Raw genomic sequence first — 23,667 nt, forward strand, 5'->3', positions numbered from 1 at the left:
AGTGACAGACACCACGAGCGGTTCCGCACGCGGGTCGAAGTCCGACAAGGCCGCGGGCAAGGGTGCCGGCAAGGCCCCCAAGGGCGGCCTGCGGATCGAGCGCATCTACACCACCCCTGGCGTGCACCCGTACGACAAGGTCCGCTGGGAGCGGCGCGACGTCGTCATGACCAACTGGCGTGACGGCTCGATCAACTTCGAGCAGCACGGTGTCGAGTTCCCCGACTTCTGGTCGGTGAACGCGGTCAACATCGTCACCTCCAAGTACTTCCGCGGCGCCCTCGGTACCCCGCAGCGCGAGTGGAGCCTCAAGCAGATCATCGACCGCGTGGTGCTCACCTACCGCGCCGCCGGCGAGAAGAACGGCTACTTCGCCACCCCGGACGACGCCGAGGTGTTCGAGCACGAGCTGACCCACGCCCTCCTCCACCAGGTGTTCAGCTTCAACTCGCCGGTGTGGTTCAACGTCGGCACCAAGCAGCCCCAGCAGGTCTCCGCCTGCTTCATCCTGTCCGTCGACGACTCCATGGAGTCGATCCTCGACTGGTACAAGGAAGAGGGCATGATCTTCAAGGGCGGCTCCGGCGCCGGCCTCAACCTCTCCCGGATCCGGTCCTCCAAGGAGCTGCTCTCCTCCGGCGGCAACGCCTCCGGCCCGGTCTCCTTCATGCGCGGCGCCGACGCCTCCGCCGGCACCATCAAGTCCGGCGGCGCCACCCGCCGCGCGGCCAAGATGGTCGTCCTGGACGTCGACCACCCGGACGTCGAGGCCTTCATCGAGACCAAGGTGAAGGAGGAGGAGAAGATCCGCGCCCTGCGCGACGCGGGCTTCGACATGGACCTCGGCGGGGACGACATCGCCTCCGTCCAGTACCAGAACGCCAACAACTCCGTCCGCGTCAACGACGAATTCATGACCGCCGTCGAGAACGGTACCGAATTCGGCCTGCGCGCCCGGATGACCGGCGAGGTCATCGAGACCGTCGACGCGAAGAAGCTCTTCCGCAAGATGGCCGAGGCCGCCTGGGCCTGCGCCGACCCCGGCATCCAGTACGACTCCACCATCAACCAGTGGCACACCTGCCCGGAGTCCGGCCGGATCAACGCGTCCAACCCCTGCTCCGAGTACATGCACCTGGACAACTCCAGCTGCAACCTCGCCTCGCTCAACCTGATGAAGTTCCTCCGCGACGACGACTCGTTCGACGCCGAGAGCTTCGCCAAGGTCGTCGAGCTGGTCATCACCGCGATGGACATCTCCATCTGCTTCGCCGACTTCCCCACCGAGAAGATCGGCGAGACTACCCGCGCCTACCGCCAGCTCGGCATCGGCTACGCCAACCTCGGCGCCCTGCTGATGGCCACCGGCCACGCCTACGACAGCGAGGGCGGCCGCGCCCTGGCCGGCGCCATCACCTCCCTGATGACCGGCACCGCCTACCGCCGCGGCGCCGAACTCGCCGGTGTCGTCGGCCCGTACGACGGCTACGCCCGCAACGCGGCCCCGCACCAGCGGGTCATGAAGCAGCACGCGGACGCCTCGAAGGCCGGCGTGTCCTTCGACGAGCTGGACGCCCCGATCTGGACCGCCGCCACCGCGACCTGGGACGAGGTCCTGCGGATCGGCGCGCAGAACGGCTTCCGCAACGCCCAGGCCTCGGTGCTCGCCCCGACCGGCACCATCGGCCTGATGATGGACTGCGACACCACCGGCGTGGAGCCCGACCTCGCGCTGGTCAAGTTCAAGAAGCTCGTCGGCGGCGGCTCGATGCAGATCGTCAACGGCACCGTCCCGCGCGCCCTCAAGCGCCTCGGCTACCAGGACGAGCAGATCGAGGCGGTCGTCGCCCACATCGCCGAGCACGGCAACGTGGTGGACGCGCCGGGTCTGCGGAGCGAGCACTACGAGGTGTTCGACTGCGCGATGGGTGAGCGCTCCATCTCCCCGATGGGCCACGTCCGGATGATGGCCGCGATCCAGCCGTGGATCTCGGGCGCCATCTCGAAGACGGTCAACATGCCGGTCTCCGCGACCGTCGAGGACGTCGAGGAGATCTACTTCGAGGCGTGGAAGCTGGGCGTCAAGGCGCTCGCCATCTACCGCGAAAACTCGAAGGTCGGCCAGCCGCTCTCGGCCAAGAAGAAGGACGAGGAGAAGGCCACCGCCGAGGCCCCGGCCCCGGTCGAGAAGGTCGTCGAGTACCGTCCGGTCCGCAAGCGCCTGCCCAAGGGCCGCCCGGGCATCACCACCTCCTTCACGGTCGGTGGCGCCGAGGGCTACATGACCGCCAACTCCTACCCGGACGACGGCCTCGGCGAGGTCTTCCTGAAGATGTCCAAGCAGGGCTCGACCCTCGCGGGCATGATGGACGCCTTCTCCATCGCCGTCTCGGTGGGCCTGCAGTACGGCGTCCCGCTGGAGACCTACGTCTCGAAGTTCACCAACATGCGCTTCGAGCCGGCCGGTCTGACCGACGACCCGGACCTGCGGATGGCGCAGTCGATCGTCGACTACATCTTCCGCCGCCTCGCGCTGGACTTCTTGCCGTTCGAGACCCGCTCGGCGCTCGGCATCCACTCGGTCGAGGAGCGCCAGCGCCACCTGGAGACCGGTTCCTACGAGCCGCTGGAGGCGGAGGAGGAGCTGGACACCGAGACGCTCGCCCAGTCCGCCCCGGTCGTTCCGGTCGCCGCGAAGCCGGCCGCCGTCCCGGCCCCGGCCCCGGTCGCCGCCCCGGCGCCCAAGGCCACCGCCCAGGCCCACAACTCCACCGAGCTGATGGAGATCCAGCTGGGCATGAACGCCGACGCGCCGCTCTGCTTCTCCTGCGGCACCAAGATGCGCCGCGCGGGCAGCTGCTACCTCTGCGAGGGCTGCGGCTCCACCAGCGGCTGCAGCTGACACAGGAACGCAGTCGGCTTCACTCGATTGAGTGAAGCCCTCGGGCGGGGCGAGGACGAGAGTCCTCGCCCCGCCTTTTCTGTCGGTGAGGGCTGCTTGGCTTCGGATGTGACCGATCCCTCAAGGCGCCGCAGTCGGCGCCGACCTCCGGCAGCAGAGATCACATCGATGACACCGATCTGGTGTCCGGCATGTCAGGAGACACACCCGGCATCCGAGTTCCCGAGGAATGCAAGCAGGCCGAGCGGGCTCCAGAGTGAGTGCAAGCGAGCTGTCCGGGCCAGGGCGCGAGCAGCGGAGGCGAGGGCTGCAACAAATGCGGCCCGTCGGGAGAAGTGGAAGCGACCCGAGGCCAAGGCAGCTGCGCTGGAGCGGCAGCGGGCCCGTCGGGCCAGGCTTGGATCCACGCACGACCTGAGCCGATCGCGGGAGAGACTTCGGGCCGTCGTGACCGAGTGGAAACGGACGGGATGTGTCGACTGCGGCTACTCCGACGTCCGGGCACTCGACCCGGACCATCGGGATCCAGATGAGAAGACCGGAACCGTCTCCCGAATGGTGCAACTGTGCGTGGGCAAGGACCGGCTCTTGGCCGAGTTGGCCAAGTGCGAGGTGCGATGCGCCCGCTGTCATCGTGCGCGCACGATGCGGCAACGGCCCCGGAACGGAGGCAGGCGTCTGCCGCCGTCCTGGCAGGCGGTGGTGGATGCCCAGGGGAGGAACGATGCGATCAAGCTCCGCGCCGGCTGCACCGACTGTGGGTGGAACGGGTGGGCTCGGGGCCTGGACTGGGATCACGTCCGTGGGGCGAAGCGGGCGAATGTTTCGCAGCTGATAGCTGAGCGGCAGCCCTGGTCGGAGGTCGAGCGGGAGATCGCCAAGTGTGAGGTGGTCTGCGCGAACTGTCACCGCATCCGCACATTGGTGCGACGTGCGGTCGAGGTGGCGATGGGGTGAGGGGATGGAGATGGAGTGGTATACGGAGCGTGGCAGAAGGAGACTGACCGTCAACTTACCGGTTGAGCACATCGTCTGAATGGATATGATCGGCCGACTGCGTGAACCGAAACACCGCCCGGAGACGTTCCACGACGTCGGCCGGGCGGTCGCGCATTCGCCCGACTTCTGCCGAGGACACCGCACCGATGACAGAAACCATCAGCCCCGACGGTGGGCCCAGCCGTCGATCCGACGTGCGTACCAGGGCCGTTGTGGCGGCCGCCGCCCTGCTGGCGGCGGTGGCCGGGCCGGTCGGGGTGATGCGGGCCTTCGACGCCGACCGCCCGCTCACCGCGGCCGCCGTGGCGGCGGTCACCGTGCTCTGGCTGATCGCCGTCCGGCAGGCCGGCAGCGCCACCGAACGGTCCCGCCGGCTGGAGCTGGAACTGGGCCGGTGGGAGGGCGAGTCGATGACGGCCCTCGTGGTCGCCGGCGCGGCCAGGCAGAGCGAGACCGCCGCCAAGGCGCGCGCCGCCGCCGCCGAGGCCGAGCGGGACGAGGCCAGGGCCGCGCTCGCCCGGGCCGAGGAGGAGACCGCCGCCGCCCGCGCGGAGGTGGCCGGGGCCCGGGCGCAGGCCGAGGCGGAGCGCGCCGAACGGGCCGCCGTGGACCGGATCGCCGACGAGGTGCTGCCCGTACTCGTGGAGCGGCTGCGGAGCGGAGCGACCGTGGACGCCGCCCTGGCCCCGTACCGGGACCACCCCCAGCGCCCGCTGCTGCGTGCCGTGGCGGAGGAGGTCGGCCGCGGCGAGCGCCTGCGGGCCGCCGCCCTGGCGGTCTGCGCCACCGCGGCCGGCCGGGTGCAGGCCCTGGCCACGAGCATGCACGCGGAACTGCGCGAGATGCAGCACCGGCACGACGAGGAGGTCCTCGGCGACCTGCTGCGGCTGGACCACTCGACCGCCCAGGCGGGCCGGATGGCCGACAGCATCGCGGTGCTGACCGGTGCCCGCTCGGGCCGTCGCTGGGGCCGGCCGATCCCGGTGGAGTCGGTGCTGCGCGGCGCGCTCGGCCGGATCGGCGCCTACCAGCGGGTCAGGCTGCACAACGCGAGCACGGCCGCGGTGGCCGGGTTCGCCGCCGAGGGCGTGATGCACGCGCTCGCCGAACTGCTGGACAACGCCACCACCTTCTCCGCGCCGCCGGCCGAGGTGCACGTCTACGTCGAGGAGGTGCCGGCCGGCCTGGTCGTCACCGTCGAGGACAGCGGCCTGGGCCTGAGCGACAGTTGGCTGCGCCGCGCCGAACGGGCCGTCTCCGCCGAGTCGCTGGACCTCACCACGCTGTCGGCGGGCACCCGGATCGGCCTCGCGGTGGTCGGCGTGCTGGCCCGCAAGCACGGGCTGCAGATCTCCTTCCGGCCGTCGGCGCGCGGCGGCACCGGGGTGGTGGTGCTGATTCCGCAGCAGCTGGTCACGCACCCCGCGACGGTGCCGGCCCCGCTGCCCGCGCCGGCGGAGCGCGCGGTCGAGCGGGCGGTCGGTACGGGCCCGCGCCCCGCGCTCACCCCCGCCCGCCCGGCGCCCGCCGTCCCGGTGGCCGGTCCGCCGGCCGACCCGGTGCCCGTTGCGCCCGCCGTCACCGACAGCGGTCTGCCGCAGCGCCGTCGTGGCCGGACCATGACCGCCGCCTCCCCGGCTGCGGCGCCCGCCGAGCGGCCCGCCCGTCCCGACGGGGCGACTGCCGCCGCCAGGCTGGGCGCCTTCCGCCGGGCCGCCCTGCCCGCTGCCGCTGCCCTGCCCGCCGCCGCTGCCGCTGCCGTGCCCGCCGCCGCCGGGGAGCCGGTCGCTGACGCCCTGAACGCCGAGCCCGCCGCCGGCACCCAGAACTCCGCGCCCGCCGGTGTCCCCGCACCGGCCGAGGGCGCCGTACCGGTCCAGGACACCCCGGGCGCGCGGTCCGCCGCGGACCCCGCGTCCGACGCTTCCCTCGTCACCGAGAAGGACTTCCGATGAGCAGTGCCACCGATCGCGACCTCGACTGGCTGCTGGAAAACCTGCTGACCAACACCCCCGGCACCCGGCACGCCCTGGTGCTCTCCGCCGACGGCCTCAAGCTCTGCCACACCTCCGGCCTCGGCAACGACCGGGCCGACCAGCTCGCCGCCATCGCCTCCGGTCTGCAGAGCCTGGCGCACGGCGCGTCGATCGAGTTCGGCGACGGCACCGGCGGTGTGCGGCAGTCGATGACCGAGTTCCACGGCGGAGTGCTGTGCATCGTGGCCGCCGGTGAGGGCGCCCACCTCGCCGTGGTCACCGACGAGGACGCCGACGTGGGTGTGGTCGGCCACAACATGCACGGGCTGATCGAGCAGATCGGCGTCCGTCTCAGCGCACCGGCCCGGGAGGGCGTGGTCGGGACGGACGGCCCGGTGACCGACGGGAGCGCCCGGGCATGAGCGGGCGCGGGGGGAACACCGACGGGCGGCCGGTCCGGCCGGGCCGGGACGACGACCCGGACCGCCTGTACACCATCACCCGGGGCCGCAGCCGGGCCCCGGAGAACGCGTTCGACCTGGTCACGCTGATCGTCGCCGAGCTGGAGCCGGCGCCGGGCATGCAGTCGGAGCACGCGCGCATCCTGCGGATGTGCGAGGCGCCGACCGCCGTGGTGGAGGTCGCCGCGGAGCTGGCGCTGCCGGTGTCGGTGGTGAAGATCCTCCTCGGCGACCTGCTGGAGGGCGGTTCGATCACCGCCCGCCACCCCCGGTTCGCCCCCAACAAGGCCCGGCTGCCCGATCTCGACACGCTGAAGCAGGTACTGCATGGACTCCAACAGCTCTGAGGGCCGGGACCCTCGGCCGAGCGGGCGGACACCGCTGCGCCGCACCGCCGACAACGCGCTGAAGATCGTCGTGGTCGGCGGCTTCGGCGTGGGAAAGACCACCCTGGTCGGCGCGGTCAGCGAGATCCGTCCGCTGAACACCGAGGAGACCCTGACCAGGGCCGGGGAGGGGATCGACGATCCCACCGGTGCCTGGGGCAAGCGCTCGACCACGGTCGCCTTCGACTTCGGCCGGATCACCCTCTCCGCGAGCCAGGTGCTGTACCTGTTCGGCGCGCCGGGGCAGGAGCGGTTCTGGTTCCTCTGGGACCGGCTGTTCTCCGGTGCCCTGGGGGCCGTCGTGCTGGTGGACACCCGGCGGCTGGCGGACTCCTGGTACGCCATCGACCGCTTGGAGCACCACGGCACGCCCTTCGTCGTCGCCCGCAACAACTTCGGCGACCCGACCCACACCCTGGACCAGGTCCGGGAGGCGCTCGACCTGCCGCCCGAGGTGCCGTTGCTGGACTGCGACGCCCGGGACCGGGAGTCCGGCAAGCAGGTGCTGATCGAGCTGGTCCGCCACCTGACCGCCCGGGTCGAGGCCGAGACGGCGGGCACCCCCGCCGCCGCTGCCGCCCCCGTCCTTGAGGAGAGCACCCCGTGACCGAGCCCGCCGCCACCCCGCCGCCGGGCTGCCCGGCCCACGCCGGCGCCACCCCGCTGTACGGGCCGCGCTTCCAGACCGACCCCTCCCAGGTCTACCGGGAGATGCGGGCCGGGCACGGCCCGGTCGCGCCGGTCGAACTGGCCGGCGGGGTGCCGGCCTGGCTGGTGATCGGCTACCGCGAGCTCCAGCTGGTCACCGGTCAGCCGCAGCTGTTCGGCCGGGACTCCACCCGCTGGACCGGCTGGGCGACCGTCGCCGAGGACTGGCCGCTCAAGCCGATGATGGCGCCGGTGCCGTCGATCCTCTACGCCGAGGGCGAGGAGCACGTCCGGCGCTCACGGGCGGTGACCGACGCGCTGGCCGCCGTCGACCCGTACGAGCTGCGCAAGCACTGCGAGGAGCTGGCGGACCGGCTGATCGACGACTTCGCCGGGCGCGGCGAGGCGGACCTGGTCGCCGAGTACGCCCACCGGCTGCCGCTGCTGGTGCTCTGCCGGGTGCTCGGGCTGAGCGAGGAGCAGGCGCCGGTGCTCATCGAGGGCCTGCTGACCATGCTGGACGGCGGCCCCGACGCGCCGGCCGGTGCGCAGCGGCTGCTCGCCGTGATGCTGGAGCTGGTCGAGGAGAAGGCGGCGAACCCGGGCGACGACGTCGCCTCCCGGATGCTGGCGCACCCGGCGGGTCTCAACCACGACGAGATCATGCGGGACCTGCGGGTGATGCTGATCGCCGGTCACCAGCCGACCTCGTACTGGATGTCCAACGCGCTGCGGCTGATGCTCACCGACGAGCGGTTCGCCGCCTCGCTGTCGGGCGGGCGGCGGAGCATCAGCCAGGCGCTGAACGAGGCGCTCTGGGAGGACACCCCGACCCAGATCTTCGCGGGCCGCTGGGCGACCAGGGACACCCAGCTGGGCGGGCAGCGGATCGCCGCCGGGGACATGCTGCTGCTGGGCTTCGCGGGGGCCAACGCGGACCCGTCGGTGCGGCAGCCGGACGGGCGGCCGGCCGAGGGCAACCGGGCGTACCTGAGCTACTCGTACGGCGAGCACGGCTGCCCGTTCCCGGCGCAGGAGGCGGCCGAGGTGATCGCGACGACGGCGGTCGAGGTGCTGCTGGACCGGCTGCCGGACCTGCGGCTGGCGGTGGCCGAGCACGCGCTGGTGTGGCGGCCGTCGGCCTGGGTGCGGGGGCTGGTGGCGCTGCCGGTGTCGTTCGCCCCGGGATACGCGGGCTGAGCCCGGCAGGTGCGGGCTGAGCCCGGCGGGTGCGGGCCGAGCCCCGCCCCGGATCCCGGATCCCGGAGCCCCGGCGGTGCCGGGGTCGCTGTACCGCTTCACCAGAACCGAAGGAGTGCTGTACCCGATGACCGCCCCCGCCCCGTTCGTCCTCGATCCGCTGGCCCGCGACAACGCTGCCGAGGGCGCTCTGCTGCGCGCCGCCGGCCCGGTGGTGCCGGTGGAGCTGCCCGGTGGCGTCGCCGCCTGGGCCGTGACCCGGCACGCGCCCGCCCGTGAGCTGCTGACCGATGCCCGGCTGGTGAAGGACGCCCGGCACTGGGCGGCGTTCCAGCGCGGTGAGGTGCCGAAGACCTGGCCGCTGATCGGTCTGGCGGTGCCCGGCCCGAGCATGGTGACCACCGACGGCGCGGAGCACCGGCGGCTGCGGGCGCTGGTGGCGCACGCGTTCACCCCGCGCCAGGTGGAGCTGATGCGCCCGCGGGTGGAGGCGATCACCCGGGACCTGCTGGACACCCTGGCGGCGGGGGACCCGGTGGTGGACCTGAAGTCCGCCTTCGCGTTCCCGCTGCCGATGACGGTGATCTGCTCGCTGCTCGGCGTACCGGAGTCGGAGCACGCGCTCCTGCGCGACCTCTACGAGCGGTTCTTCGGCGCCCGCCCGAACCCGGAGGGCATCCAGGCGACCATCGCCGGGCTGAACGCCTTCGTCAACGGTGTGGTGGCGCAGCGCCGTTCGGTCCCCGGCGAGGACCTGGCGAGCGTGCTGCTGCAGGCCGACGCCGAGGGCGGGGCGCTGACCGACGCGGAGGCGGCGGCCACCCTTCGGGTGATCATCGCGGCGGGTCACGAGACCACGGTGAACCTCATCGGCAACGCGGTGCGGGCGCTGCTGGCCCATCCGGACCAGCTGGAGCTGGTGCGGGCGGGCAAGGTCGGCTGGGACGCGGTGGTGGAGGAGTCGCTCCGCTGGACGCCGCCGACCAGCAACTTCCTGTTCCGGTTCACCACCGAGGACGTGGCGGTGGGCGACACGGTGATTCCGGCCGGGGAGCCGGTGCTGGTCTCCTACAACGCGATCGGCCGGGACCCGGCGCAGCACGGGGTGACGGCCGAGGTGTTCGACGTGACCCGGGACCCGATCCGGCACCTGTCGTTCGGGCACGGCCCGCACGTCTGCCCGGGCTCGCCGCTGGCCCGGCTGGAGGCGGGGATCGCGCTGCCGGCCCTGTTCGAGCGCTTCCCGGGACTGTCGACGGCAGTGCCGGACGAGGAGCTGCGGCCGAGCGGCTCGCTGGTGGTGAACGCGTTGAAGGAGCTGCCGGTCCGGCTGTTCTGACGGCCGGGGCGGTCGGGGTGGTCGGGGTGGTTCCGGGTGTCGCGGGCGCCCGGCGGTGGGTCCGTCGGGGCTCGCGGGCGCCCGGCGCTCAGGGTCACAACTGGGGCACGCGGTGACGAAGGGCGTGCCCGGACCTTGGCGGCACGTCGCGGCTGCGTTACCGTCGTCGGATCGGCCGGCCGCCGCGTCCATGTCGAACGTCGAACTCCGGTACAGCGCAATGCCGTTCTGTCGTACAGCCGAGCGTTCACGCCCCGGCGAGGAGGACCGCGTTGACTCCCACCCCGACCGTGCCGTCCACGACCGCGCCGCCCCCGTCCCCTGCCCGCCGCCGTCGCCGCCCGCTCGCGGCGGTGGCCCTGCTGGCCGTCGCGGCCCTGACCGCGGCCTGCTCCAACAGCACCGACAGCTCCGGAGGTTCGGGCGGGGGCGGCAACCAGACCCTGTCCGGCGACTGCGCCCGCTACCAGCCCTACGCCGGCCACGGGGGCACCACGGTGACGGTGTTCGCGTCGATCCTCAGCCCCGAGTCGGACAACCTGGAGAAGTCCTGGGCCGACTTCAGCCGGTGCACCGGCATCCGGATCAGTTACGAGGGCAGCAACGACTTCGAGTCCCAGCTGCCGGTGCGGGTGAGCGGCGGCAACGCCCCGGACTTCGCGATCGTCCCGCAGCCCGGCCTGCTCGCGCAGATGGTCAAGAGCGGCAAGGTGGTCAAGCCGCCGCAGCAGACCGTGGCGAACCAGGAGAAGTGGAGCCCGGTCTGGAAGTCCTACGGATCGGTCAACGGCACCTTCTACGCGGCGCCGATGAGCGCCAACATGAAGTCCCTGGTCTGGTACTCGCCCAAGACCTTCAAGCAGGCCGGCTACGAGGTCCCGAAGACCTGGGCCGACCTGATGGCGCTCAGCGACCGGATCGCCAAGGCGGGCGGCGGCGGCAAGCCGTGGTGCGGCGGCATCTCCTCCGGTACGGCCACCGGCTGGCCGGCCACCGACTGGCTGGAGGAGGTGGTCCTCGGCACGTACGGCGGCGAGGTCTACGACCAGTGGGTGAACCACCAGGTGAAGTTCTCCGATCCGAAGATCGCCGCGGCGATGAAGACGGTCGCCGACTGGATGCAGAACCCGGCCTGGGTCAACGGCGGCTACGGTGACGTGAAGTCGATCGCCACCACGACCTTCCAGGACGCGGGCGCGCCGATCCTCACCGGCAAGTGCCTGATGCTCCAGCAGGCTTCGTTCTACAAGGCGCAGTGGCCCAAGGACACGAAGATCGGGCCGGACGGCGACATCTTCGCCTTCCACCTGCCCGCGGTGAACCCCTCGGTGCCCAATCCGGTCGAGGGCGGTGGGGAGTTCCTCACCGCGTTCGCGAGCCGGCCCGAGGTGCAGGCGGTGCAGAACTACCTGTCCAGCGCCGACTGGGCGAGCAGCCGGGTGCGGACCGCGACCGGCTGGGTTTCGGCCAATCAGGGTGTGGACAAGAGCCTCTACACCGATCCGATCGACCGGATCTCCGCCGATGCGCTGACCGACCCGGCGGCGACCTTCCGGTTCGACGGTTCGGACCTCATGCCGGCCGCGGTCGGCGCCGGGCAGGAGTGGAAGTCGCTCACCGCCTGGTTCGCCGAGGGGCAGTCGATCCAGAAGACCGCCGCGGACATCGACGCCGCCTGGCCGCAGTAGCGGCGCGCGTCGCAGGACCACCTGCCGAAGGGCGGTGCGGGGCCACCCACCCGCACCGCCCGCCCCTCCGGTCCCTGCTTCCTCCACTCCCCGTTTCCTCCGGTCCCGCCCGGTTCCTGGTTCCCGGTGCCCCTGGTTCCCGGTGCCCCCGGTTCCCGGTACCCCCGTTCCGCCTCCCGTTGGGAAAGGACGTGACGCCATGTCCCTCGCCGCCGGTGCCTGGGGCGACGCGATGGTCAAGTTCGGCAACGGCCTCGGTGCGATCGCCGGCTTCGTCGGCATCCTGTTGCTGGTCTTCCTGGTCGCCGGCCGCGCCTCCGGCCGGATCGCCCGCCCGCTGGCCGTGCTGGTGCTGCTCGGGCCGGCGCTGGTCCTGCTGCTGCTCGGCCTGGTCGCGCCGCTGGTCCGTACCGTCTACCTGAGCCTCTACAGCGACGACAGCAGCCGCTTCGTCGGCGGTGAGAACTTCGGCTGGGCCTTCACCACCGGCTCGGTGCGCGAGGTACTGGTCAACACCCTGCTCTGGCTGGTGATCGCGCCGCTGGTGGCGACCGGGCTGGGGCTGGTACTGGCCCTGCTGGTGGACCGGATGCGAGGCCAGGCGGTCTACAAGTCGCTGATCTTCATGCCGATGGCGATCTCCCTGGTCGGCGCCTCGATCATCTTCAAGTTCGTCTACGAGTCGCGCGACCACTCGCAGCGGCAGATCGGTCTGCTCAGTCAGCTGGCGATCTGGCTGGGCTGGGACGACCCGCCGAACTGGATGCTCACCCAGCCGCTCAACACCTTCCTGCTGATGGCCGTCATGGTGTGGGTGCAGACCGGCTTCGCCATGGTCGTGCTGTCGGCGGCGATCAAGGCGATCCCGGACGAGGTCACCGAGGCGGCCCGGCTGGACGGCGCCCAGGGGCTGCGGCTGTTCCGGCACGTCACCGTGCCGATGATCCGCACCACGGTGGTGGTGGTGCTGACCACGGTGATGATCACCACGCTGAAGGCCTTCGACATCGTCCGCACCATGACCGGCGGCAACTTCGGCACCCAGGTGCTGGCCAACGAGATGTACTCGCAGTCCTTCGTCCAGTTCAACACCGGACGGGGCAGCGCGCTGGCGGTGATCCTCTTCCTCGCGGTGCTGCCACTGGTGGCCTACAACATCCTCCAGCTGCGCAAGGAGCGTGCGGTCCGATGAGCGTACGGCGGGACGGCGGCGCCGTCCGGAAGGCCTTCTCCTCACCGCTGGCCTCGATCTTCGTGATCGTGGTGACGGTGCTGTGGACCGTCCCCACCCTCGGGCTGCTGGTCACCTCGCTGCGCCCCAAACGGGACGTCACCGCGGACGGCTGGTGGAACGCCCTGCTCCACCCGGACCTCGGGCTGGACAACTACCACACGGTGCTGTTCGAGGGCGGCTCCGGCGTCTCCACCGGCCTGATGCCCTTCCTGGTGAACTCGCTGGCGATCAGCGTCCCGGCCACGCTCTTCCCGCTGGCGCTGGCGGCGATGGCCGCCTACGCGCTGGCCTGGGTGCGGTTCCGGGGCAGCGACACCCTGTTCTTCGTGGTCTTCGCGCTCCAGGTGGTGCCGCTGCAGATGGCGCTGATCCCGCTGCTCCAACTGTTCTCGGGCGGTGCGCACCTGGGCTCGCTGACGCTGCTGCCGGCGCTGGACCTCAAGGGCACCTACGCGCCGGTGTGGCTGGCGCACACCATGTTCGCGCTGCCGCTGGCGATCTTCCTGCTGCACAACTTCATCGCCCAGCTGCCCCGGGACCTGATGGAGGCGGCGGTGGTGGACGGCGCCTCGCACTTCAAGATCTTCCGCTCGATCGTGCTGCCGCTCTGCACGCCCGCGCTGGCCTCGTTCGCGATCTTCCAGTTCCTCTGGGTCTGGAACGACCTGCTGGTGGCGCTCACCTTCGCCGGCGGGACCCCGGAGGTGGCACCGATGACGGTCCGGCTGGCCCAGCTGTCCGGCTCCTTCGGCGGGCGGTGGGAGCTGCTGACGGCGGGGGCGTTCCTGTCGATCGTGATTCCGCTGGCGGTGTTCTTCGCGCTCCAGCGCTACTTCGTGCGCGGGCTGCTGGCCGGTTCGGTGAAGGGCTGACGGCGGTCCGGTCGAGCGCCGGCGCCGGCGCGCCCAACGGCTGCCTCCGGTCCGCCCGTTCGGCCCGTTCGGCCCGTTCGGCCCGTTCGGCCCGTTCGGCCCGTTCGGCCCGTTCGGCCCGGGGGAACGTCAGGGTTCAGGCCGTTCCAGGGTGAATGTGGCGGTTTCGTGGACACGGTCGGCGGGTTACCGGTACACCGTTAGGGGCTGGTCGGCCGAGATGACACAGGGGGGCGGTCATGGCAGACAGGGGCACACGCCTGGGCGGGCGTAGCGACAGACGCGGTGACGATCGGGGCGGCGGCGGGCGTGCGGGAGGGCGGTGGTGGCGGCGGGCCGGAGTCCTGCTGGCGGTCCTGACCACGGCGGCGGCGCTGGTGTCCGGGCCGGGCGCGCCCCCGGCGGCGGCCGTCACGGCGACGCTCGGCACCACGGCGGTCGGCAGCGCCACCGATACGGCCGACTCCAACTACCTCAACGCCTCGCGGTACGTGACCGGTTCGGCCGGCGGCACGGTCAGCAGCGTCTCGGTGTACGTGGACGGCGTGGACGCCGCGCCCAACAACCGCTTCCAGGCCGCGATCTACCAGGACAACGGCGGCAGCCCGGGTGCCCTGCTGGCGAGCAGTGCCACCGCCGCCCTCACCGGGTCGGGCTGGAACACCGTCCCGCTGACGGCCACCCTGACCGCCAACACGCCGTACTGGCTGGCCTACAACAGCAACGGCTCCGGTCCGACGGTCAACAACCTGCGGTACAGCCCGGGCGGCACCAGCGTGTACGGCAACGGCGGCCTGCCGTTCGGCAGCTGGCCGGCCACCGCGGGCGCGGTCACCAGCAGCGGGCTGAGCTTCTCGATCTACGCCACGTACACCACCGAGGCGGCCCCGCCGCCCCCGTCGCCCGGCGCGGGGCCGGGCACCGAGGGCCCGATCCTGCTGGTCACCAGCCAGGCCAATCCGTACACCCGGTACCTGGCCGAGATCCTCAAGGCGGAGGGCCTGAACGCCTACCGCCAGGTGGACATCTCGGCCGTGACCGCCTCGGTGCTCGCCTCCGCCGAGGTGGTGCTGCTCGGCGAGATGCCGCTCACCGCCGCCCAGGCCGCACTGTTCACCACCTGGACCAACGGCGGCGGCGAACTGGTCGCGATGCGCCCGGACCGGCAGCTGGCGCCACTGTTCGGACTCACCCCGGCCACCGGAACCCGCGCCGACGCCTACCTCAAGGTCAACACCGGCGCCGCGCCCGGCGCCGGGATCACCGGCGACACCATGGGCTACCACGGCCCCGCCGACCTCTACACGCTGAACGGCGCCACCGCGGTCGCCACGCTGTACAGCGACGCCGCGACCGCGACCGCCAACCCGGCGGTCAGCCTGCGCACGACCGGCAGCGGCCGCGCCGCCGCGTTCAGCTACGACCTCGCCAGGTCGGTGGTGCAGACCCGGCAGGGCAACGCCGCCTGGGCCGGCCAGCAGCGCGACGGCGTCGACGGCTACGAGGCCAGCGAGATGTTCTTCGGCACCGGCGGCCAGCCCGACTGGAACGACCTGGACAAGGCGCTGATCCCGATCGCCGACGAGCAGCAGCGGCTGCTCGCCAACCTGCTCACCCAGCTCGCCTCCACCGCGCAGCCGTTGCCGCGGTTCTGGTACTTCCCGCGCGACGTCAAGGCCGTCGTGGTGATGACCGGGGACGACCACGGCGTGGGCGGCACGGCCGGCCGCTGGGACGGCTACATCGCGCAGAGCCCGCCCGGCTGCTCGGTCGCGAACTGGGAGTGCGTCCGCGGCTCCTCCTACATCTACACGGACGACCCGCTCACCCCGGCCCAGGCGAAGGCGTACAGCGACCAGGGCTTCGAGGTCGGCGTGCACATCAGCACCAACTGCCGCCCCTGGGGCAGCACCTCGGTCCTCCAGGGCTACTACCGGGACCAGCTGGCGGCGTGGCGGGCCAAGTACCCGAACCTGCCGAACCCGTCGAGCAGCCGCACCCACTGCGTGGAGTGGGACGACTGGGCCACCCAGGCGAGGACCAAGCTCGCCAACGGGATCCGGCTGGACACCGACTACTACTTCTACCCCTCGAACTTCACCCAGGACCGGCCCGGCTACTTCAACGGCACGGCACAGATCATGCGCTTCGCCGACACCGACGGCAGCGTGATCGACGAGTACCAGGCCACCACCCAGCTCACCGACGAGTCCGGCCAGTCCTACCCGGGCACCGTCAACACCCTGCTCGACGCGGCGTACGGCGCCAAGGGCTACTACGCGGCCCTGACCGCCAACATCCACACCGACTTCGCCGCCTCCGCCGCCTCGGACGCGGTCGTCGCCGCCGCCAAGGCCCACGGCGCCCCGGTGGTGTCCGGCCGGCAGATGCTCACCTGGCTGGACGGGCGCAACGCCTCGGCCTTCACCGGGCTGTCCTGGAACGGGAGCGCGCTGACCTTCGGCATCACCGGCGGCGCCAACGGACTGCGCGCCATGCTGCCGGTCGACGCGGCCGCGGGCACGCTGACCGGGATCACCTCGGGCGGCCATCCGGTGCCGTACCGGGTCGAGACGGTCAAGGGCATCGCCTACGCGTTCTTCGACGGCGCGGTCGGCTCCTACAGTGCGAGCTACGGGCAGGACACCACCGCGCCCACGGTGATCGGCACCACCCCGGCCGGCGGCGCCGACGGGGTCGCCCCGGGCACGGCGGTGCGGTTCTCCTTCAACGAGCCGCTGGACCCGGCGAGCGTCACCGGCGGGTCCGTCACCCTGCGGGCCACGGCCGGCGGCGCGGCGGTCGCGGGGTCGGTGGCCCACGACGCGGCGGCGAACGGCGTGGTGTTCACGCCGGCCGCCCCGCTGGCACTCACGACCGGGTGGACCGCGACCGTCCAGGGCGTCCGGGACCGGTCCGGGAACGTCCTGGCCGCCCCGTACACGTTCTCCTTCACCACCGGGGGAGCGGAGCCGCGGACGATCGGGAACACGGCGGTGGGCTCGCTGATCGACGACACCGACTCCAACCACCTGAACGGCAGCCGGGTGACCACCGGCGCCGATCCGGCGGCGCTCACCGCGCTGAGCGTGCACGTCGGACCGATCGCCGCGGCGCCCAACAACCGGTACCAGCTGGCCGTCTACACCGACGCGGGCGGCTCGCCGGGCACGCTGGTGGCCGCCACGGGCTCGGGCACGCTGACTGCCAACGCGTGGAACTCGCTGCCGGTGAACCTCACCCTGAGCGCCAACACCTCGTACTGGTTCGTCTACAACACCAACGGCACGAGCACCACGGTGAACAACATGAACTACTCGACCGGCACGGCCGGGCAGGGGGCGTACAGCAACACGGTGGTGCCGTTCGGGACGTGGCCGGCGGACTTCGGGCCGGCGGTGAAGGACGCCTTCCGGTACTCGCTCTACGGGACGTACTGACGCGGGTCCACGTCCTCCTCGGCTTCGGGCCGGGCTCTGTCACAGGGGTGTGACAGAGCCCGGCCCGGTGTTTTTGAACCTGTTCAGAATGGTCTACAGTCGGCTTCGGCCGTGGTGCCCGGTGTCCTCACCGGTGTGGTTCCGCGTGCTCGTCGGCGGACCGCCCAGAGGGTGGATTCCGCGTTCCCACCCGACCATTGAGGGGGATCCCATGTCCGGATTCAGTATGCCCGCCGCGGGCGGAGTGCCGCCCCGGCCCGGTGCCGGCGGTACTGGTGCCGGGGCGGACGCGGGGGTGGGTGCCGGTGCCGGTGGCGGTGTGCCGGTGGCCGGGCCCACCGGGGCCTTCGGCCCGGCCGGCGGTCGCGGTTCCGGTGGTCACGGCCCCGATGGCCACGGCCCCGGTGGTGCTCCCGGCGCCGACCCGTACCGGGCGCCCGGCACCCCCGCGCCGCAGCCGTTCCAGTGGCTGCGGCCCAGTGACCCGGAGCGGAAGGCCCCGGCCACCGGCCGGACGGTGCTGGCGGCGGTGCTCGCCGGTCTGCTCAGCTCCTGGCTGCTGATCGACGGACTCGGCGTCAACCTGCTGCTCTGCGCCGCGGTCGTCACCGTGGGCGCCGGCGCCGCCGCCCGGGCCGCCGGTCGCCGGCCGAGGGTCTGGACCGTGCTGTGGAGCGCGCTCGCGCTCGCCCTGCTCGCCGTCCCGGCGCTGTACGAGGCGGGCTGGCCGGTGCTGCTGAGCACCGTCTGGGCGGTGGGCCTGGCCTCGCTGGCGCTGCACGGCGGACGGCGCTGGAGCGGCGTCCTGCTCGCGCTGCCGGGTCTGCTCTGGCAGCTGGTGCCCGGACTGGTGTGGGCCGGCCGGGCCCTGCGCGGCCGCCGCGCGGGCGACCGGGGCCAGCTGGTGCCGGTGCTCAAGGGCGTCCTGGTGGCGGTGGTGCTGCTGACCGTCTTCGGCGCCCTGTTCGCCGGTGCGGACGCGGCCATGGCGAACGTTCTGGAGAGCCTCGTCCCCAGCCTTGACCTCGGTGAACTCCCGGCCCGTGCGGCCCTGTTCGCGCTCGGCCTGGCAGTTGCGCTGGGCTTTGCCCACATCGCGGCGGGCCCGCGGCGCTGGGACCGCACCGTGGTCCGGCCGGGCCGTGCCCGGGGCCGGCTGGAGTGGGCCCTGCCGCTGGCCGCGCTGAACCTCATGTTCGGCGCCTTCGTGGTGCTCCAGGCGGTGGTGGTGCTCGGCGGCGCCGAGGCGATCCTGGAGCGCACCGGGATGAGCCGTTCCGAGTACGCCCGGCAGGGTTTCTGGCAGCTGCTGGTGGTCACCGTGCTGACCCTGGTGGTCGTCGCGCTCGCCAAGCGCTGGGCGCCGCGCGGGACGGAGGCCGACCGCCGGCTGGTGCGGCTGCTGCTCGGCGCGCTCTGCCTGCTGACCCTGGTGGTGGTGGCCGCGGCGCTCGGGCGGATGTGGTTCTACGTGGACGCCTCCGGTCTGACCACCCTGCGGCTCTGGGTGCTGGCGGTCGAGATCTGGCTGGGCGTGGTGTTCGTGCTGCTGATCGTGGCGGGCCTGACCCCGTCGGCCGGCTGGCTGCCGCGTGCGGCGGTGCTCAGCGCGGTGGCGGCCGCCGCCGTCTACGGGCTGATGGGGCCGGACGCGATGGTCGCGGAGCACAACGTGGCCCGCTTCGAGCGGACCGGGCAGATCGATCTGCGCAACGTCCGCTACCTCTCGGTGGACGCCGTGCCGGCCCTGGACCGGCTGCCCGGCGACTACCGGACGTGTGCGCTGGGCCTGGTGGCGTACAACCTGCGGGCGGAGGGCTCCACGCCCTGGTACGCCACCAGCCTGGCGGCGTCGCGGGCCCGGGGGATCCTCGCCGAACGGCCCATGCCGGACCACTATTCGTACGCGGAGGACGCCTGCGACCGGGTGGGGATGAGCCGCGACTACGCCTTCGAGGGCTGAGCGTCGGCGCCGGCCCCGGTGGCTGCGAGCCTCCGGGGAATGCGCGACGGGCCGGTCGGGAGCGTTACTGCTCCCGACCGGCCCTGTGTCGTGCTGTGGTGCGTCGTGCTGTGGTGCGCGGTGGCGCGTCGTGCCGTGTTGCGCGGTGTCGCGTCCGGTGCGGCCCACCGAGGCGGGCGACCGGGTCAGTGCACGGCGACGCCGGCGGTGTCCGACGGCAGGTCGGAGGCCTTCGCCTTGATGGCGACGACCGCGATCACGAAGGCCAGGCCCGCCATCACGGCGCCGACGATGAAGCCGTGCGAGATGCCCTGCGCGAGCACCTCGTTGGCCGCGCCGGTGCCCTTCGGGAACTCCTGCTTCTCCAGCAGCCAGGCCTTCTGCTCCGGGGTGGCCGTGGCCATGAAGCCGGGCAGCTGGACCTTGGCCTCGGCGGTCGCGTAGTGCGCGAACACCGTGGTCAGGATCGACAGGCCGAGCGAGCCGCCGATCTGCTGCATCGAGTTCAGCAGGCCGGAGGCGGCGCCGGTCTCCTGGCCGGAGACGCCCGCGACGGCGAGCAGCATGACCGGGACGAAGACCAGGCCCATGCCGAAGCCGAAGACCACGGTGGGGCCGAGGATGCCGTCCACGTAGCCGCTGTCGGCGTTCATGAAGGTCAGCCAGGTGAGCCCGACGGTGACGAGCAGTGCTCCGCCCGCCATGAACGGCTTCGGGCCGTACTTGGCCTGGAAGGTGGAGGCCAGCTGGGCGGCCACGATGATCGAGGCGCTGATCGGCATGAAGGCGAAGCCGGCCTTGAGCGGGCTGTAGTCCAGCGGACCCTGCACGAAGAGCGTGATGTAGAAGAAGATGCCGAACATGGCGGCGGCCAGGCAGAGCATCATCACCAGACCGCCGGTGCGGTTCCGGTTCGCGAACAGCTTCAGCGGGGTGATCGGCTGCGCGGTGCGGGTCTCGATGACCACGAACGCGGCCACCAGCACGACGCCGCCGGCGAAGGAGCCGAGCGTCACCGGGTCCGTCCAGCCGTCGGACGCGGCGCGGATGAAGCCGTACACCAGGCCGACCAGGCCGAGCGTCGAGGTGAGTGCGCCCGGCAGGTCGAACTTGCCCGGGTGGCGCTCCGACTCGGCGATGTAGCGCGGCGCGGCGAAGGCGATCAGGACGGCGATCGGCACGTTGACGAAGAAGACCCAGCGCCAGTCGAGGTACTCGGTGAGCAGGCCGCCGGCCAGCAGGCCGATCGCGGCGCCCGAACCGGCCACCGCGGAGAACACGCCGAAGGCCCGGTTGCGTTCGGGCCCCTCGTCGAAGTTGGTGGCGATCAGGGCGAAGGCCGTCGGCGAGCAGATCGCGCCGCCGATGCCCTGGAGCGCGCGGGCGGCCAGCAGCATGCCGCCGTCCTGCGCGAAGCCGCCGAGCAGCGAGGCCAGCCCGAACAGCAGCGTGCCGGCGATGAAGACCCGTCGCCGGCCGAGGATGTCGCCCGCGCGTCCGCCGAGCAGCAGCAGGCCGCCGAAGGTGAGCGTGTAGGCGTTGATCACCCACGAGAGGTTGGTGGTGGAGAAGTCCAGCGCGTCCCTGATCTGCGGCAGGGCGATGTTCACGATGGTGGCGTCGAGCACCACCATCAGCTGCGTGGCCGCGATCACGGCGAGGGTGATGCCCTTGTTCGGGCCGTGCCCGCTCCGCGCCGGAGAGTTCTTGCTGAGTGTGTCGGAGATAGCCAAGTTGATGCCCCCTGCTGGCTACTGCTTCGTATGCTGCGGACCCTGGGGTCCGGCTCGGCCCGACGGCGTCCCGCAGGCTATGAAGGAACGGTATCGTTCACTACTGTGGACGATAGCGTCGGCGAGATTATGAACGCAAGCGTTCCTTAGGGTTGGTGATGATGGATCAGTTGGTGCGGCGCCAGGCGAAGGACCGCTCGGCCGGCCGGCAGACCCCCCGGGTCGAGGCGGAACGCGCGCCCGAGCCCACGCGGGGCCCCTGCCCCGTCCAGGCCGTGGCCGAGGCGCTGACCAGGCCGGCGCGGCGGCGCGGGCGGGAGCTGGAGGCGGCGATCTTCGAAGCGACGCTCGATCAGCTCACCTCCGGCGGGTTCGCGCGGCTGACGATGGAAGGGGTCGCCGGTGCCGCGCGCACCGGAAAGGCCGCGCTGTACCGGCGGTGGGCGTCCAAGGTGGAACTGGTCATCGACGCCCTGGACTCCACTCTCCCACGCCCTACCGACACCCCGGACTTCGGGTCCGCCCGTGAGGAACTGCGGTACCTGGTCGAGAGTTTCGCCTCGGTGACGCGCTCCCGGGCGGGCGGCGCCGTGACCGCGGTGATGGCCGAGCTGGACCACGAACAGGCGCAGCTGTTCAAGGACTTCATCGCCCAGCGGATGATCGAGCCCACCAAGGGCGTGATCCTGGAGATCCTCCGCCGGGGCGCCGAGCGCGGCGACGTCCGGCCGGACGCCGCCACCCCGCTGGTAGCCGACGTCGTCCCGGCGATGCTGCTGTACCGGGTGAAGGTCTGCGGCCGCCAGGTCGGGCCCGAGTTCGTCGACCAGTTGGTGGACGAGGTCCTCGTTCCGCTGATCCGGATGTGAGGGGGCCGCCCGGTCTCCGGTCCGGCTTCCCGTCTGCCTTTCCGCTGGCTTTCCCGCTCGGCTTTCCGCCCGGCCTCCCGTCCGGTGGGGCCCGGGGCGGGGCCGGGTCGGGGCCGGGTCGGGGGTGCGGGCGGGTGGCTTAGGCTGGAGTCCGACCAGCTGAACGGACCCCCTCATGCCCATCGTCCCGCCGACGCACTCCGTCGAGCGTTCGCTGCGCCGGGCCGGCGCCAAGATCGTGGTCGGCCTGGACGAGGTCGGGCGTGGTGCCTGGGCCGGTCCGGTCACCGTGGGCGCGGCCGTCACCGGCCTGCGCCGGCCCCCCGAGGGGCTGACCGACTCCAAGCTGCTCACCCAGCTCCGCCGTGAGGCACTCGCACCCGTCCTCGCCGACTGGGTCACCGCGTACGCCCTCGGCCACGCCTCCGCCACGGAGTGCGACGAGCTCGGGATGACGGCTGCGCTGCGGCTGGCCGCCGTCCGTGCACTGGAGGCGCTGCCGGTGGAGCCGGACGCGGTGATCCTGGACGGCAAGCACGACTACCTCGGCGGCCCCTGGCGGGTGCGCACGGTGATCAAGGGCGACCAGTCGTGCATCTGCGTGGCCGCCGCCTCCGTGCTCGCCAAGGTCCACCGCGACGGCATGATGGCCGAACTCGGCGAGGAGCACCCCGAGTACGCCTTCGCCGACAACGCCGGCTACCCCTCCCCGGTCCACCGGGCCGCACTGGAGGAACTCGGGCCGACCGAGCACCACCGCCTCTCCTGGTCCTATCTGGACGCGCTGCCCAAGTGGCGTCATCTGAAGCGGATCCGGGTGGTGCCCGGCCCCGCCGGGACGGTCTCCGCGGAGTCCTCCGGGGAGCAGCTCGCGCTCGGTTTCTGACACTACGTCGGGATATTTCGACCGCGGACCGTAGGGCTCGCGGTGCCCAATGGGTGGGGCGCCCGTGCGCGTTCGACCGGCATTTGATAGATATCCGGGTATGCCTGTCTTCCCCGAGGAGCCGGAGATCAACGAGAGCCTCCCGGGCCCCGGCGTTCCCAGTCCCCGCGAGTCGGACGCACAAGCCCTCCACGCGCCAGCCACCGGCGGCGCGACCCCCGTCGTACCGCCGGCCGCCGGCCCCGCGCCGGTCCAGGTGCCGGGGCCCCGCCCCGCACCGCCGCGGGCGGCGCGGCCGCGTTCGACGAGCGCGCGTGCGGACCGTCCGGGGCCGTCGCCGCGGCCGAGCCCGATTCCCAAGCCCGGTCCCCGACCGGCGCCGCAGCCGGCACCGCAAGCAGCGCCGGTCGAGGTGCGGCACGTCCCCGCCAGCCGGGCGGCAGCATTGGAGCGCGCCGACGAGACCGTCGATCTGCTGCTGGACGCCGGCCGCGAGCCCGGCGCCGTCCTGGTGCTGACCGTCGGCGGGGCGCACCCGTGGCAGCAGCACGAACTCTCCTTCGGCGAGGAGCGCTACTGGGCGCAACTCACCGAGGGCGGCGACGTCTTCTACGCCGACGCGGAGCTGACCCGCCCGGTCCGCCGCCCGGTGGTCGTACTGGTCGTCAACGGCGGTTCGGCCGAGCGCGCCGCGGCGGCGTACGCCAAGGCGCTGCGGCACGCGGAGGAACTGCTGGTGGTCTGCGGCGGCGCCGACCCGGCGGTCGCCGGTACGCCGCTCGCCGCCGCCGGCGCACCCGCTCCGCGCGTTCTGCCCGCCTGAGACCCGCATCCGGATCCGCGACCCGCGGGGGCCCTCCGGCCCTCGCGGGACCGGCCTTCCGGCCCGGTCGACGGTCTGGTCGACGACCTGTGCGTTGATTCTGTCCAGTCCTGTTCGGTCCCCTTCTCCCCGTCCTGTTCCGTCCCGGCCCGGTGCCCCATGGGTGCCGGGCTTCGGCATGTCCGGGGCCGGGGACGGCGCGGACGCTGTGGCGGGGCGGGGTGGACGGCTAGGGGCAGGGGCAGGGG

General features: G+C 72.4%; 16 protein-coding genes. 15 read left to right on the top strand and 1 reads right to left on the bottom strand.

Annotation, left to right across the window (positions count from 1 at the left end):
* Nucleotide 1 precedes the first annotated feature (1 nt).
* The 12 genes from ADK60_RS11640 (at nucleotide 2) to ADK60_RS11700 (ending at nucleotide 19,108) form a co-directional block, all read left to right on the top strand.
* Nucleotides 2–2,902 (top strand): vitamin B12-dependent ribonucleotide reductase, encoded by a 2,901-nt coding sequence (locus tag ADK60_RS11640; protein WP_053645412.1) that lies wholly within the window; start codon nucleotides 2–4, stop codon nucleotides 2,900–2,902.
* Between the two features lie 1,145 nt (nucleotides 2,903–4,047).
* Nucleotides 4,048–5,856 carry a sensor histidine kinase gene (locus ADK60_RS11650; protein WP_234371040.1) on the top strand — a complete coding sequence of 603 codons (1,809 nt, stop codon included), beginning with the start codon at nucleotides 4,048–4,050 and terminating at the stop codon, nucleotides 5,854–5,856.
* Nucleotides 5,853–6,299 carry a roadblock/LC7 domain-containing protein gene (locus ADK60_RS11655; RefSeq protein WP_053645418.1) on the top strand — a complete coding sequence of 149 codons (447 nt, stop codon included), beginning with the start codon at nucleotides 5,853–5,855 and terminating at the stop codon, nucleotides 6,297–6,299. The genes ADK60_RS11650 and ADK60_RS11655 overlap by 4 nt, the downstream gene beginning before the upstream one ends.
* Complete coding sequence (locus ADK60_RS11660) at nucleotides 6,296–6,685, top strand: DUF742 domain-containing protein (protein ID WP_053645420.1); 390 nt, start codon at nucleotides 6,296–6,298, stop codon at nucleotides 6,683–6,685. The genes ADK60_RS11655 and ADK60_RS11660 overlap by 4 nt, the downstream gene beginning before the upstream one ends.
* The gene (locus tag ADK60_RS11665; protein ID WP_045940514.1) at nucleotides 6,666–7,331 is read left to right on the top strand and encodes a GTP-binding protein; all 666 of its coding nucleotides are present in this window, start codon (nucleotides 6,666–6,668) and stop codon (nucleotides 7,329–7,331) included. The genes ADK60_RS11660 and ADK60_RS11665 overlap by 20 nt, the downstream gene beginning before the upstream one ends.
* Complete coding sequence (locus ADK60_RS11670; protein WP_045940513.1) at nucleotides 7,328–8,572, top strand: cytochrome P450; 1,245 nt, start codon at nucleotides 7,328–7,330, stop codon at nucleotides 8,570–8,572. The genes ADK60_RS11665 and ADK60_RS11670 overlap by 4 nt, the downstream gene beginning before the upstream one ends.
* A 127-nt stretch (nucleotides 8,573–8,699) precedes the next feature.
* Nucleotides 8,700–9,911 (top strand): cytochrome P450 family protein, encoded by a 1,212-nt coding sequence (locus tag ADK60_RS11675; RefSeq protein ID WP_053645422.1) that lies wholly within the window; start codon nucleotides 8,700–8,702, stop codon nucleotides 9,909–9,911.
* Between the two features lie 272 nt (nucleotides 9,912–10,183).
* A complete protein-coding gene (locus tag ADK60_RS11680; RefSeq protein ID WP_079008264.1) occupies nucleotides 10,184–11,599 on the top strand; it encodes an ABC transporter substrate-binding protein in 1,416 nt (471 codons plus the stop codon).
* A 199-nt stretch (nucleotides 11,600–11,798) separates the two neighbouring features.
* Complete coding sequence (locus ADK60_RS11685; RefSeq protein WP_052709141.1) at nucleotides 11,799–12,791, top strand: carbohydrate ABC transporter permease; 993 nt, start codon at nucleotides 11,799–11,801, stop codon at nucleotides 12,789–12,791.
* Nucleotides 12,788–13,705: a carbohydrate ABC transporter permease gene (locus ADK60_RS11690; RefSeq protein WP_053645424.1), complete on the top strand. Its 918-nt coding sequence runs from the start codon at nucleotides 12,788–12,790 to the stop codon at nucleotides 13,703–13,705. Before ADK60_RS11685 ends, ADK60_RS11690 begins: the two co-directional genes overlap by 4 nt.
* 239 nt (nucleotides 13,706–13,944) lie before the next feature.
* Complete coding sequence (locus tag ADK60_RS11695) at nucleotides 13,945–17,145, top strand: Ig-like domain-containing domain (RefSeq protein WP_159400396.1); 3,201 nt, start codon at nucleotides 13,945–13,947, stop codon at nucleotides 17,143–17,145.
* Nucleotides 17,146–17,356: 211 nt separating this feature from the next.
* Nucleotides 17,357–19,108: a DUF4153 domain-containing protein gene (locus ADK60_RS11700; protein ID WP_159400397.1), complete on the top strand. Its 1,752-nt coding sequence runs from the start codon at nucleotides 17,357–17,359 to the stop codon at nucleotides 19,106–19,108.
* A 185-nt stretch (nucleotides 19,109–19,293) separates the two neighbouring features.
* On the opposite strand, the gene ADK60_RS11705 is transcribed toward ADK60_RS11700, so the two are convergent.
* Entirely contained in the window at nucleotides 19,294–20,841 is a 1,548-nt protein-coding gene (locus ADK60_RS11705; RefSeq protein WP_478332127.1) for an MFS transporter, read from the bottom strand.
* A gap of 158 nt (nucleotides 20,842–20,999) precedes the next feature.
* Between ADK60_RS11705 and ADK60_RS11710 the strand changes: the two genes are divergently transcribed.
* The 3 genes from ADK60_RS11710 (at nucleotide 21,000) to ADK60_RS48070 (ending at nucleotide 23,419) form a co-directional block, all read left to right on the top strand.
* Nucleotides 21,000–21,710 (top strand): TetR/AcrR family transcriptional regulator, encoded by a 711-nt coding sequence (locus ADK60_RS11710; protein WP_079008266.1) that lies wholly within the window; start codon nucleotides 21,000–21,002, stop codon nucleotides 21,708–21,710.
* A gap of 175 nt (nucleotides 21,711–21,885) precedes the next feature.
* Nucleotides 21,886–22,596 carry a ribonuclease HII gene (gene rnhB / locus ADK60_RS11715; protein ID WP_053645429.1) on the top strand — a complete coding sequence of 237 codons (711 nt, stop codon included), beginning with the start codon at nucleotides 21,886–21,888 and terminating at the stop codon, nucleotides 22,594–22,596.
* A 412-nt stretch (nucleotides 22,597–23,008) separates the two neighbouring features.
* Complete coding sequence (locus tag ADK60_RS48070; RefSeq protein ID WP_063783120.1) at nucleotides 23,009–23,419, top strand: hypothetical protein; 411 nt, start codon at nucleotides 23,009–23,011, stop codon at nucleotides 23,417–23,419.
* The last annotated feature ends 248 nt before the right edge of the window (nucleotides 23,420–23,667 follow it).

It is taken from the genome of Streptomyces sp. XY431 (assembly GCF_001279805.1).
Lineage (GTDB): Bacteria > Actinomycetota > Actinomycetes > Streptomycetales > Streptomycetaceae > Kitasatospora > Kitasatospora purpeofusca.